13 protein-coding genes are annotated in these 13,261 nt (G+C 39.2%); 5 read left to right on the forward strand and 8 right to left on the reverse strand.

The window, feature by feature from the left end:
• Window positions 1–5 precede the first annotated feature (5 nt).
• The 7 genes from H5182_RS02510 to H5182_RS02540 form a co-directional block, all read right to left on the reverse strand.
• Window positions 6–1,241 carry an ABC transporter permease gene (locus H5182_RS02510; protein ID WP_145234192.1) on the reverse strand — a complete coding sequence of 412 codons (1,236 nt, stop codon included), beginning with the start codon at window positions 1,239–1,241 and terminating at the stop codon, window positions 6–8.
• A complete protein-coding gene (locus H5182_RS02515; protein ID WP_145234190.1) occupies window positions 1,241–2,437 on the reverse strand; it encodes an efflux RND transporter periplasmic adaptor subunit in 1,197 nt (398 codons plus the stop codon). The genes H5182_RS02510 and H5182_RS02515 overlap by 1 nt, the downstream gene beginning before the upstream one ends.
• Window positions 2,434–3,594 (reverse strand): efflux RND transporter periplasmic adaptor subunit, encoded by a 1,161-nt coding sequence (locus H5182_RS02520; protein ID WP_182759455.1) that lies wholly within the window; start codon window positions 3,592–3,594, stop codon window positions 2,434–2,436. Before H5182_RS02520 ends, H5182_RS02515 begins: the two co-directional genes overlap by 4 nt.
• Window positions 3,584–4,555: an efflux RND transporter periplasmic adaptor subunit gene (locus H5182_RS02525; protein WP_149980037.1), complete on the reverse strand. Its 972-nt coding sequence runs from the start codon at window positions 4,553–4,555 to the stop codon at window positions 3,584–3,586. The genes H5182_RS02520 and H5182_RS02525 overlap by 11 nt, the downstream gene beginning before the upstream one ends.
• The gene (locus H5182_RS02530) at window positions 4,549–5,223 is read right to left on the reverse strand and encodes an ABC transporter ATP-binding protein (RefSeq protein WP_145234184.1); all 675 of its coding nucleotides are present in this window, start codon (window positions 5,221–5,223) and stop codon (window positions 4,549–4,551) included. Before H5182_RS02530 ends, H5182_RS02525 begins: the two co-directional genes overlap by 7 nt.
• Before the next feature lie 320 nt (window positions 5,224–5,543).
• Window positions 5,544–5,996 carry an NfeD family protein gene (locus H5182_RS02535; protein ID WP_182734054.1) on the reverse strand — a complete coding sequence of 151 codons (453 nt, stop codon included), beginning with the start codon at window positions 5,994–5,996 and terminating at the stop codon, window positions 5,544–5,546.
• An 18-nt stretch (window positions 5,997–6,014) separates the two neighbouring features.
• Entirely contained in the window at window positions 6,015–6,968 is a 954-nt protein-coding gene (locus H5182_RS02540) for a slipin family protein (protein WP_145234179.1), read from the reverse strand.
• Window positions 6,969–7,162: 194 nt separating this feature from the next.
• Between H5182_RS02540 and H5182_RS22250 the strand changes: the two genes are divergently transcribed.
• Window positions 7,163–7,297 carry a hypothetical protein gene (locus tag H5182_RS22250; RefSeq protein WP_259398219.1) on the forward strand — a complete coding sequence of 45 codons (135 nt, stop codon included), beginning with the start codon at window positions 7,163–7,165 and terminating at the stop codon, window positions 7,295–7,297.
• 121 nt (window positions 7,298–7,418) lie between these two features.
• Here the strand turns inward: H5182_RS22250 and H5182_RS02545 are convergent, their stop codons facing one another.
• On the reverse strand, window positions 7,419–7,874 hold the full coding sequence (locus tag H5182_RS02545) for a hypothetical protein (RefSeq protein WP_182734056.1): 456 nt from the start codon (window positions 7,872–7,874) through the stop codon (window positions 7,419–7,421).
• Window positions 7,875–8,432: 558 nt separating this feature from the next.
• On the opposite strand from H5182_RS02545, the gene H5182_RS02550 reads away from it, so the two are divergent.
• The 4 genes from H5182_RS02550 to cas3 all read left to right on the forward strand — a co-directional run bounded on the left by H5182_RS02550 (window position 8,433) and on the right by cas3 (window position 13,260).
• Window positions 8,433–9,164 (forward strand): FadR/GntR family transcriptional regulator, encoded by a 732-nt coding sequence (locus H5182_RS02550; protein ID WP_182734058.1) that lies wholly within the window; start codon window positions 8,433–8,435, stop codon window positions 9,162–9,164.
• 104 nt (window positions 9,165–9,268) lie between these two features.
• Entirely contained in the window at window positions 9,269–9,682 is a 414-nt protein-coding gene (locus H5182_RS02555) for an SMP-30/gluconolactonase/LRE family protein (protein ID WP_259398220.1), read from the forward strand.
• A 174-nt stretch (window positions 9,683–9,856) separates the two neighbouring features.
• Entirely contained in the window at window positions 9,857–10,720 is an 864-nt protein-coding gene (locus H5182_RS02560) for a YafY family protein (protein WP_182759456.1), read from the forward strand.
• Window positions 10,721–10,851: 131 nt separating this feature from the next.
• Window positions 10,852–13,260 carry a CRISPR-associated helicase/endonuclease Cas3 gene (cas3, locus tag H5182_RS02565; RefSeq protein WP_182759457.1) on the forward strand — a complete coding sequence of 803 codons (2,409 nt, stop codon included), beginning with the start codon at window positions 10,852–10,854 and terminating at the stop codon, window positions 13,258–13,260.
• Window position 13,261: the final 1 nt, after the last annotated feature.

Here is a 13,261-nt window from a genome sequence, read left to right on the forward strand (position 1 = left end):
TCGAGTTAATCACTTTGCAGTGCTTCAATAGGATCAAGCTGTGACGCTTTGATCGCGGGGTATACACCAAAAATAAGGCCGACTAACGCACAAATACTAAACGATAACACTATGGCGGTCATTGACCACGATACCGCCCACTGCGAATACATAGAGATAATTTCAGACAAGCCAATACCAAATACCACACCCAGTAAGCCACCTAAAATAGAAATGGTAAAGCTCTCGGCAATAAATTGTATCCGAATGTCTTTTTGTGTTGCACCAATAGCACGCAGTAAGCCAATTTCTTTAGTGCGTTCAAGCACCGTCGCCAACATGATATTCATAATACCGATACCGCCAACCAAGAGTGAAATGCCTGCCACGCAGGACATCACAATATTAAATATTTGCTGGGTTTGTTTTTGCTGGGCTAATAACGCGGCAGGAATAACTAATTCAAAATCATCAATATCACTGTGGCGATTTTGCAGTAAATGTTCCAGTGCTTGTGCGGCAACAATTGGATCAACCGATTTATCAATGGCTAGTTTCAAGCTGCTGACTTCACTATCAAGTAAGCCACTTTCAAAGCGGTGTAATGCAGTACTAAGTGGAATAAATACTTGGTTTTGTTCGTTACCAAGTTTGACTCCTTGAAATTCTTTTTTCTTTAAATAAGGCGCTTGTAAAATACCGACTACTTTAAACCATAAGTGGTTAATTTTTATTTGTTGACCGAGTGCGTCACCTAACGGAAATAGTTGCTTGGCAGTATTTGCGCCAAGCATTGCCACTTGAGCAAACCGTTGTTGATCGTTTTTATTTAATATACGTCCAGCAAATAGTTGAAAATGTGACAGCTGAAAATAATTAGCGCTTACACCTACGGCATTGGCGTCGCTGTTATTGTATTGGCTAAAAATATGATACGTCTCGATGGTTTTTTGTGCGGCAAAATCGGTAACAAAAGGCAGCGAATCGTGGGCAACTTGGGCATCACGCAGGCTTAAACCGGCCGAATGCTTACGTTGCTCTTTGAGTTCTTTTTCATCGAACTCTTTGCCATTAACAATCAAATTATATAACCCCATAGAGTCAATCATTTTCATGGCTTCACGTTCAGCACCTTCACCAATATTGAGCATAGCAATGACGGCACCGACACCAAATATCATCCCTAATAAAGTCAGTAAAGTACGTAACTTATGCTGTGCAAGCTCTAAGGCGGTGTCAATAAATAAAGTTAAATATTTCATCAGATGTCCTTTATATCAATGAGTGAGATCACATCATTAGCAGCTAAACCTGCGAGGATCTCTACATGACTAAGGTTATGTTTGCCTAATGAAACGGTCTTTTTGACAAATTCGCCAGCTTCTTCAACATAAACATAATGCGCATTTTGTTCGGTAAAAACACTTTGTTTGGGTACCACTAAACGCTCACTTTGCGGTGTCACTAAAATAGTCGCATTGAGTTTTAAACCCGGGCGTAAAGCGTTATTTTGCTGATTTATCGTTGCTTTTAGCTCGTAAAATTTTTGTGGATCGCCGCGTTTTATTGATTTAGGAAACGGCGATACCGCGATTAACTCGCCGCTAAATTGCTGCTCAGGCAATGCAATAAGTTTGAATGTAAGTGACTGACCTACTGTTAAATCGATTGCTTCACGTTCAGACACATATAACATCAACTGCATTTGGCTAACATCAGGCAGTGCTGCTATTTTTTGACCAGGCCATAAGGATTCACCCGCTCGCGGTTTTTCGCCGCGCCAATTAGTACTATGGGTTAATAAGCCATCGTGAGGGGCGATGATCTCAAGCAATGATAGGTTAGTGTTCAACGTTGCTAATTTTTGTTTGTATTGGTCTTCTTTCATTTTTAATAACATCAACTCTCCGGTGGCACTTTGCTCAAAACGGCCAGTTTGCCAGTCGTAGTAGTTATGTTTTGCATTTAAAAACTCAACATTTTGTTGTGACTCTAAAATATCTAATTTAGAGCGAATGCGTTCATCTTCAATTGAGTAATCTTCGGCAAATTGCTTTTCTTCATTAACCAATACAATATCGTGCTCTAAAATAGTCTTATCTTTATCTATTTCTCCTGATTTTTGTGCTAAATCTTGCGCTGCTAAAGCCGCTTGATTAGTGTTTTTTTGGCTTTGCCGACGCATTTGTTCGCCATCAAAACGAGCAATGACCTGACCTTTTTTAACTTGGCTATATTCTGGCATTAACCACGCTAAAGTTTGTGGCCCACGGCTTGATGCTGGCGCAACAATCAGGGTTTCATTTGCTGCGATCAAATGCCCTTTGGCTTCAACCTCAGTTTTAAAACTATGTTCACTAACCGTATAAGTAAGCGCGTTTTGAATTTCATGTTCTTTTGAACAACCGCTGATAAATAAAGCTGTAACGATTAAGCTAAGTGCAAAGCTCGTTTTCATAATTTTACCTCGTCGCCTAGTTGTAGGCCGCTTTTGACTACGGCGAGATTATCGGTAAAGTGACTTATCTCTATAAATTGTTTGTTATTTTCAGTGGTTGCAACATAGGGACCTTGTTGATCATATTGCAAACTGGTTAAAGGAATACTTAATACTTGAGGTAGGCGAGCGGTGGTGATCTCTAAGCGCGCAGTAAGTCCTGGGCGAATAACACTGGTGTCAATATTATCAATACTAACAATGGCATCCACAATCCGACGCTTATCTTGATATGACTTTTCTCTAAATACACGACCCAAACTCTTTATTTTCCCTGACACAACTAGTTCGCTACTGCCATCAATGGTTATTTTAACGGTTTGCCCTGGGGCAATTTTACCGCTGTCGGGTTCATCGATTTGTGCTTTTACTTGCATATTTTTAAGTACAGCAAGCTCAATAACAGGCTGACCAAATTGCACACTTTCACCAATGGATGACTTTTCACCTTCATAATTGGTTTTATAAATTACCAGCCCATCAATTGGGGCTTTTACCTTAAGGCGTTCAATATCTTGTAAATACCCGTCTACCTCACTTTGCAGCCGTGCAACTTTACTCTGCACCATTTTTAAGTTTAGTTCTTTGCTCTGTTGCTGAAACGTTTTCTTACTTTTAGCAAGCGTTAGATCGTTGTTTGCAATAGTAAAATCAATTTGTGACTTTTTACGTTCAACTTCAGAGCGAGATTGATCAACAATCTCTGCTTTGCGTTTAGCTTTATCGTAGTTCATTTTCATTTCGGCAACGCTGAGGGTCAATTCTTGCTCTTTGATAAGTTCTTTATTTTGCGCATTTTCGAGCTGTTTTTTTGCTCGCTCTAATGAAGATTGTTTGTCGATTAGCTTATCGCGAACTTGTTTATCGTCAAACGATACCACCACTTGGCCTTTTTTAACTTGGGTGTTTTCCGCTAGCATAGTCTTAATTTGGTATTGCCACATACGAGCAACTGACGGCGGGGCAATGATCGCACTGGTTGATGACTCTAGTTCGCCATTGGCATTAACCGTAATAGCAATATCACTCTTTTTCACTAGATAATGTTGTTGCTCATCGTCATTACATGCAGTTAATAGCAACATACTCAATATTATGCATAAAACGTTATGATTCATCAGAGTCTTCTCCGATTGTTAATTTTGCACTCATGCCCGGTAACAGTTTTAAATTCTGAGCGTTAAAGTTAAAGCGAGTTCTAAAGTAGGCATCTTTGCCCCACTGAAGGCGTTCTTCTGGCTGAGTTGAAATTTCGCTTAAAGTCGCATTGAGCGGCTGTTGTAAATAGGCATCGAATAACAATTGCGCTTGTTGGCCAAGTTGTAAATGTTGATAATCAATTTCGTGTACCCAGGCTTCAATGTAGAGTTCACTCATGGCCGGTATTTCGACAATTTTCCAGCCAGGTTGGGCTGTCATACCAACAAATGCTTTTTCGCCATTCCACGGATGGTTTGCATACAAAACCGGCCCTGTACGCTGTGCTTTAATGCTCATACTTGCCAGTTGCGTTTTATTGTATGCAAGGTCTGTTTTTAGTTGTTCAATAGTCAGTAACTGCTTATTGCGCGCAACGGTATTTTCAGTTTTAACTTGGCTGAGTTCTTCGGATGATTTTTGTTTATTGATCAGGGCTTTTTCAAGTTCGAGCTGATTTTTTTGATAATCATAGGTACTTAAGTTAGCGTGTGGAATAGCAGCATCAATACGGGCACGCGCTAGTAAAAGCTCAGTGCGCTTAAAGTTAAACTCAGCTTCTATTTGTTTTTCTTGATTGCTGGTGGTGATCCTAAGCAGCTCTTCTTCGGCGGCCTCTAAACTTACTTCATCTTGTTCAATTTCAGTGGCAATTGAGCCGCTATCAAACACCACAACAACATCATCTTGTTGCGCTATTTCGCCTTCTTTCATCATCCATTGCACTTGTACTCGCCAATTGTCTGATTTTGGAGCATAAAAAATTTGCTTATCGCTGGCTTTTAGCTCACCGCTAAGTAACAAACTTTGCGCATTGCTTGAGAAAGCTAAGCTGCAAAGTAATAATCCTAAACAGGCTTTGAAACATTGACTTTTTAACATCCGCTATCCTCTATGACTATGCCATCTTTCATACGAATAATTCGCTTAGCATAAGCAGCAATATCTTCTTCATGGGTTACCATGACCAAAGTATGTCCTTGTTGGTGGAGTGAGCAAAGCAACTGCATAATTTCATGAGACGTTTTACTATCGAGGTTACCCGTTGGTTCATCAGCAAAAATGACTTTTGGCTCGTTTACTAGTGCTCTGGCAATAGCAACTCGTTGCCGCTGACCACCGGACATTTCAAATGGTTTATGGTGTGCGCGATTTTGCAAGCCAACCTTATCCAGCATCGCCATAGCGCGCTCACTGGCTTGCTGTTTTGGGGTGTCAGTATAACGCAGTGGCAAAGCCACATTTTCTTGAGCACTAAGGCGAGTTAATAAGTGAAAGGTTTGAAATATAAAGCCAATCTTTTTATTGCGGATAGCTGACAAACTTTCGTCATCTATTTCTTTAATACTTTCACCAGAGAGCAAATAACTGCCTGAGGTTGGTGTATCGAGACACCCAAGGATATTCATTAAAGTCGACTTCCCTGAACCGGAAGCGCCCATCACGGCGACAAACTCACCTTCTTTAATATGTAATGAAACATTACTTAATGCAATGACTTGCGTTTCGCCTGCACCATAAGTACGGCAAAGATTTTCGACCCTGATCATACAGTTACTTTTGTTTTTATTATTATCTGATTGGTTAAACTAGCGAGTTTTATAGCGAGACACAAGTCCAAATCTAGTAGTTAAATATACGTCTATTTGCAGCCTTTAATTGTTTTAACATTTAAAGGCTAATTAAATCATCATCAGTTAACAATTTCGTGGTTTTACCGTTGATTTGTTGCGTTTTAGCCAAGAGTTGAGCGGGTTTAGCGAATATTTTTTGTTACAAAAAAGCCAAGTAATTCGATAAAAGAATTACTTGGCTGGCTTTATGGTAAAAAATCATACAGCATATTCAGAGTGTTATACCCACATCTAGGTTAAATTGCTGCAACCCACATAACACCGACTTCTTTTTTTACCACTTTTACATGGGTGCCAGCACTCAGTGGTTGCTGGCTTTTTAGTTTCCAGCTCACCCCGGAATACGAGTAGGTACTAACACCTAAATCATCAACATCGCTAGTGAGTATAAAATCAAGCTCAGCAAAGTCACTTGTCACTTCTTTATGATCAACATTATCTTGCATGCGTTTTAGCGGTTTCCATAGTAAAACAGCGCATGCGGCGGTGACCAAGGTATTACTCCAAAGTGCGGTGGTTAATGAGTCTTCTAACAGCGCGAAGTTCATCATTAATCCAGTTGCAAATAATGATATACCCAAAAACAACAATATAAAGGTCGACATTCCCAGCACTGCTACTTCAATTATCAGTGCCAGTACACCTAAAATCATCAGTGTTTGGGCTAAATTATTGGTAATGAACTCCATAGTTTGCTCCTTTACAGTTTAACCTTTTTGTTTGGTATTTAAGGTATTAATAATCGACATCGCTTGCGCTACCATAGAGCTGGCATCGGTGCCGTTATCGGGTAATAAAACAACTGACGATTCTTTAGCAATGGCTTGTTTTGCGGCAATTGCTTTTGAGGCGAGGTCTAATTGAATGGCTTTTTGACCTTGCTCAGTATCAGCTGCTTCACCTACTTTACGTAGTGCATCAGCTTGTGCTTCGGCTACCGCAATAATGGCTTTAGCTTCACCTTCAGCACGCAGGATTTGCTCGGCTTTTTCTGCTTCAGCGGCTAGTACTTGCGCTTGTTTTTTACCTTCAGCGACATTGATATTAGCTTGACGATCACCTTCTGATTCTAAAATTTGTGCACGTTTAACACGTTCCGCTTTCATTTGTGCTTCCATCGCTTCCATTACTGATTGCGGTGGCACAATATCTTTAATTTCATAACGTAATACTTGAATACCCCAAGGATCTGCGGCTTGGTTAATTGCCGCAACAATATTAGTATTTAGTACATCACGTTCTTCAAAGGTTTTATCCAGCTCCATTTTACCAAGCTCTGAACGCATCGTTGTTTGCGATAATTGCGTAACGGCAAACACATAATCATCAACACCATAAGTGGCTTTGTATGGGTCCATAACACGGAAATACAATACACCATCAACAATCAATGAAATATTATCTTTGGTAATAGCAGATTGCGACGGCACATCTTGAGCTTGCTCTTTTAAGCTACGATCAGCGGCAATACGATCAACAAACGGCACAATAAAGTTTAGGCCTGCTTCTTTAGTTGATTGATACTTACCAAAACGTTCAATGAGCCACGCACGGTTTTGTGGCACAAATTTAACACTGCTTTTTAGCAGTACTAAAACAAAAATGAGTAAAAACGCCTCAACAGTGAATAACATGTTGAGAACTTGCGTGATCGGGTCCATAGATACTCTCCTTTAATAGTGGCCAATATGGCATGCCACACTATTACTTATGTAATTATTAGCGTGACTAAACCTAGGTTACCATCGTGCTGTTAACCCGCCTAGTGAAAATTCGTGACAAAGTATGTCAGTTAAAAATTGAGCATATTCTAGTTTTTAAGCAGATACAATAAGACGTTACTGCTTTTTAGGTGATGGTTAGTGCCACACGTTCATTACGTGCACAAAGATTTACTTGGAATGACGATGGTACGCCAAATTTTGCAAAAGCTGGCACAAACTTAGAGCAACAAGCGTTTACTGCGCTGTTGTGGCAAATGGTGCCTTAGTGCCTGGCTGGCGCGAATGTTGAAATGGCTTGCGAAACTAAAACAGCGCAATGGTGTATAACGCCAGTTGAAGGTAGGGCGTGATGTTGAACAATTTAATTATTGATATGTTTATCTAAGCTCATACCATGGCACTGATAAGCGCACCAGTGTCGGTAACACCAGCTTCTTTCATTGCTTCAGCGATTGTTTGAACTAATGAACCCATTTGAGCTTGCATTGATACAATCATATTAGTTTGCGCTTCGACTTGTGCTTTAACAGCCTCATCTTGCTGGTTATCTAGCGCTTTTAACTTAACGAGTTGCTCTTTTTGTTGTTCAATCTGTTCTTTGACTTTTTTCAGCTGTTCGATCATTTTAGCGATATGATCGGGCATATCTGAACTTGCCTCTTTTTCCGCTTTCTCTTTCGTTTCCCTGCCTGATAAGTTGTCTAACTCTTTCTCTGATAAACGATAGTCAGCACCGTTTTGGTTTTTTGATGTTGTTGCTGTTTCTTGTTTCGTTTTCTGTGTGGTATCTGTTTGCTCTGTCGCTATCTTTGTTGGATAGGCTTGCTGTTTGTGTATGTGCATTATTATTGATTATCCTTAATATTATATTTGTATGTTATCGGCCAACTTGGTAAAGCTCTAAAGAGCTAATAAAAAATAATTTAGTCAAATATTAACGTAGCTTGCATTTTAAGCTGCGTAATAAAGGAAATCACCGTGGTGAGCAATGTCAAATATATATATTCAAAATGAAAAAAGGATTGGCAGATTCAGCTTCGAAGTGCATAACCGCTATGCAGCTATCACTACCATTATCAGCAGTGAAGTGATCGTAACAACTGCTTTTTCGTAGGACTTTAATAAATCAATCGTTGCCGCTGTAACTGTGTCTGCTGATTTATCTTCAACAGCGTGCGGCCGCTCATCAATACTTACTCTATTTTTTAAAGCAATTCACATATATTCAGCTGGCCACTTTTTCTACCAATTCAAGTTATGTATTTATCTTCTGAATCTAAGTTATTACGCAGTTAAAACAGCGAATAAAAAGTATTTACAGCAGCATTGTCAAAGATTTGCCTGATGACGCGCTAAGGTTATAGTAGTATCATAGAATGAGTATTTTTAAAGGAACTGCTTATGGCACGCATTGAAAATTTAAATTTGTCACAACAGGTAACTAATGAGTTAGGTAAAGCCATTATTAATGGTCATTACACTGCTGAAACGGGTTTACCTACTGAAGCAAAATTATGTGAAGAGTATGGCATTAGCCGTACTGCTATTCGTGAAGCAGTAAAAATGCTTGCTGCCAAAGGGCTTATTTCATCGCGCCCACGTCAAGGCATTCGTGTTGAACCAGCAAACACATGGAATTTATACGACACTAGTGTATTAAAATGGTTGCTTGATAGTAGCCCGACCTTGTATGTATTAAAAGAATTTTTACAAGTACGTTTAGCCATTGAACCGCAAGCTGCGGCACTTGCAGCAAGACGTGCTGATAAAGGCGCAATTGCAGAGATTGCGATTGCAGTTGAAAAAATGCAAGCTGCGGCTGATGCCTCCGATGGTGAAATCCATGAAAGTGATTTAGCCTTTCATACCGCAATTTTGTTTGCCAGCGGTAATCGTTTTTTCTTTCAATTGCGTGATTTTATTTGTACTGCACTTAACGTTAGTATTCAGCATACAACTCCCGCGAAAGGTAATAAAAAAGCCATTGCGGATGAACACTTTAAGGTGTACCAAGCAATTTTAAATGGTGAGCCTGAGCGCGCTAAAAACATGATGACGAACATGATTGACGAAGCGATGTCATTTATTGAAAAAGCAATAGCTGAAAAAGAGTCTCAAAACGAATCGAAGTAACCATGTTTGTTAATGAATGCTCTTAATACTTAATGAAATAATTCTAGCCTCAATATCACACACAACAAGTTATTCAAGTCTCGTTGCTAAATGTGTTTTTATTAATGAGCACAATAGGCATGTATTTTTTGGCGCTATGGATAAACATCAACAACACAATACAGGGGTGTTGTATCGCTTATCTCAGCAACAAGCGTGTATTTGTAAAATTTGACGAGACAATGGGCTTTCCCGATGGCATGACAGTCGATAACGACAATCACTTGTGGGTCGCGTCTTGGAATGGCCACGGCCTTTATCGTTTTTGTGAAAATGGCACTATCGTGCATTTTTATCGACTTCCCGCACCTAGGATCACCAGCCTCACTTTTTTTGGCGATGACCTAACAACCATCGCCGTTACCTCCGCCCGTACTGGCCTAGAACCTGAGATACTAAAACAATACCCCTACAGCGGCGCCGTATTTATTTTAACGGCAAGCGTCAAAGGGATCGCAGAAAGCCCAGCCCAATTGTAATTAAGTAGATCGCAAATAAACGATGTATGCCCTTGTTATTAAAGGCCGCGCTCGAAAGTATGTTTAATTTTTGATCTAAAACAACCCGTTAAGGCAGAAAAGGAATTCTGCTTGTAATCAATGGTTTTTCTGATAACTTGGAATGATAATAAAAAATAATAGTGCAGGGAACGCATGGTTGAAACAACCGATCAAAATAGCCAGCCACTTAACTACAACACCCAACAACGCTTTCATTTTATAGAGCTCATTATTCAATGGGAAGGACGCCTGACAACCAATCATTTGCAGCAGCATTTTGGTATCAGTCGCTCTAATGCATCCCAGTTGATTCAAGATTATTTAGCGCTCTCCCCACACAGTTTAATTTACAACAACTCGCTAAAAGGGTATCAAGCGAGTGATAGTTTTATAGCCAAGTTTAAGCAGCTGGATCTAACCAATTACTTAAAAACTACACAAGCGAGTATGCAAGATCAAAGTGAGTACCTTACATGGCTAAACTCACCACTTGCACCCATACAACCAGATAAAGTAAGAGGCGTTTTACAAGCGCTGAAACAAAAGTTAAGGGTTGATGTTGGTTATGCATCCATTGCAAGCCCAGAATTCGAATCAAGAATTATCAGCCCACATAATTTAGTGTTTGATGGTACTCGTTGGCATGTACGAGCCTACTGTGAAAAAAACCAAGACTTTCGAGATTTTGTATTAACCCGTTTTAGTGGCGAATATGAATTTGAAGGCACCGCCCAATTTGACCAAAAACACGACACATTATGGCAAACTCACCTCAACGTAATAATAGAACCTGATCCGCGTTTAGCCCAAAACAAAGCGCGTATTATTGCGCTCGATCACCAAATGCAATTGCAGCCCAATGGCCGATATCAGCGCACTCTAAAAATACGAGCAGCTTTATTACTTTACCTTTTAAAACAATTAGGTGTTGTTAGTTATCACGTTAATCCTGAAGCGCAACAAATCATATTAAGTCCTGAATGCTTAGCCCAGTTACAGCCTTATTTACCTCGTTGATTTAAATCAACTGACTATAAAATAACGAATAAAAGAATATGTACAACTAAGCGACAGGTGATAAATGTACAGTGTTGTTGAATTAACCTAGTAAGCGTAGGGTTTGATAAAACCCGTTAAGGAATAGAGTGATGTCGATACCAAGTTATTTTAAATATTGGGGAAAAGCGAAAAAAGATCCGTTACAAAGTGGCGCTGATTATCATTTATTACCTTATCATTGTTTGGATGTGGCAGCGGTTGCTGACATTTGGTTAACTGAATCTCGCACTTTGCTAAAGCAAATTGCTATACAAATTAACTGCCTGGAATCAGATGCTAAAGCAATAATATTGTTTTATGTTCTACTGCATGATTTGGGAAAATTTGATGCTCGATTTCAAAACTATGTAGAAGAAATAAGAGTTCAGTTACAAGGCGAAGAGTTTGAGGTTGAGCCTGAAAAATACGCACATGGCTCGCATGGTTATCTTCACTTTATGAAGTCTTACGGCCATAACGAGGCAATGAAAGCTGTAGCCGGTCATCATGGTTATTGTGATACATCGATTGACCGTAATTTAGCTGAACCTGACGCTGATGAAGAATTAGTTGAGTTAGATAAAGTTGCTCGAAAAGAATGGATTGAATTTTGTTTGGCTTGGACAGGTTTAACAGAAATTCCAGATATCGGCGATATTCCAATGTTAGCTGGTTTATGCAGTGTTGCCGATTGGATTGGTTCTTCAATCACTAGTTTTAAAACTAAAGTTGAGGATTTAAATGAATATTATCAGTGCACTTTACCACGAGCTAAACAAGCGTTAATTGAAGCGGGTGTATTAAATAAGTTAAATGGTGCAGGTTTTGAATATTTATTCTCACCATACCAACCTCGCGGTATACAAACCCTATTGAATGATATGCCATTAGAAACAGGTTTAACTATTGTTGAATCTGATACTGGCTCAGGAAAAACAGAATTTGCATTAGCTTATGCATCTATGTTGATAGAGAAAAATTTAGCAGATGGAATTGTTTTTGGTTTACCCACTCAAGCAACCGCTAATGGTTTATTTGAACGCATAGGTGAAGCTGCTAGTAAGTTATTTCCAGATAGCACACTTACATTGGCGCATAGTAAATCTAAATACTTAATGCCAGATGAAAATGGATTTTTACATCAATCAAGCAAAAGAGCTTTTTTAGGTTCTTTGTCAGTTGCAACCGTTGATCAAATATTAATGGGGGTGTTGGGTATTAAGCACCAGTTTATCCGTTCATTTGGTACTAGAAAGTCGGTCCTTATTTTAGATGAAATCCATAGTTTCGATGCTTATATGTACGCTTTAATAGAACGTGTGTTACAAGGGCAACATCAAGCGTATTCTAGTGTCATATTACTTTCTGCAACTTTGCCTTTGTCATTAAAAACTAAATTGGTTAAGCCGTACTCAGGTAAAGTCAGCAGTATTGAGTATCCACTGGTCACTCATGTTGGTATGGATGGAAAAACCCAAGAAATTGATTTGAAACAACCCATAGCACGAAAAAAAGTTTATTTAGAAAATTGGCTGTCCAATGACTTATTGCCAACTGCAGAACAACAACAAAGCTTAATTGAACACGCAAAAAATGGTGCAGTTATCGGTGTTATTTGTAATACCGTGCATGATGCACAAAATTTATATCAACAGTTAAAATCTCAAATTAATACCGAAGATGAACCATTAGAAATAGATTTATTTCATGCCCGTTATACCTTTTCAGATAGAGCCAGAATAGAAAAGCAAATTTTAGATATTTATGGTAAACATGCTGGCCGTCAAGGCCGTATTTTAGTTGCGACGCAAGTGGTAGAACAATCCCTTGATTTAGATTTTGATCTTTTGGTGAGTCAAATAGCCCCCATTGAATTTTTAATGCAGCGTATGGGCAGACTATGGCGTCACGACCGTATAAATACCGAGTTAAGCCCTCGCAGTACACGTATAAAACAACCTACTTTTATTACCTTACTCCCAGATCAACCAATATCTAGTTGGAAAACGCATTATCAAGGTAGTGGTTTTGTTTACCGTAATATCCGCGTTTTATATCGTACAAATCAATACCTGAATAAAAACTCTAAGCTTACTTTTCCAGATTGTTACCGTGACGCTATCGAGTATGTTCACAATGAACAAGCATATACGGAACAACCAGAAGAGTTACTCTCCTTATTTGAAAGTTATCAACAAGAACAAGATGGTTCTGCTTATACCGCCAAAATGTATAGCGTTCTCGATTCAAAACCATTAAATGATGTTGACCCACGCTGCGCTTTATTAACCCGTGAAGGTGAAATGACCGCAACCGTTGTATTGCTTAACGAACAAGGTGAATTATGGCATGGCGGTGATTATCAAGAGCAACAAGACAGAGAGTTAAGTACTGTAGCAATTGCAAAAAAACATGCAAAAGGCAAACAGGATCCTGATTTATATTGTGTAAAAGCGATTGTTAATCATGACATTAATTACAGTGAATTAGGGGTATTTTTGCCTCTAAAGAATGAATAAT

Origin of the sequence: Pseudoalteromonas sp. SG44-17 (assembly GCF_014164235.1) — a bacterium.
GTDB lineage: Bacteria > Pseudomonadota > Gammaproteobacteria > Enterobacterales > Alteromonadaceae > Pseudoalteromonas > Pseudoalteromonas rhizosphaerae.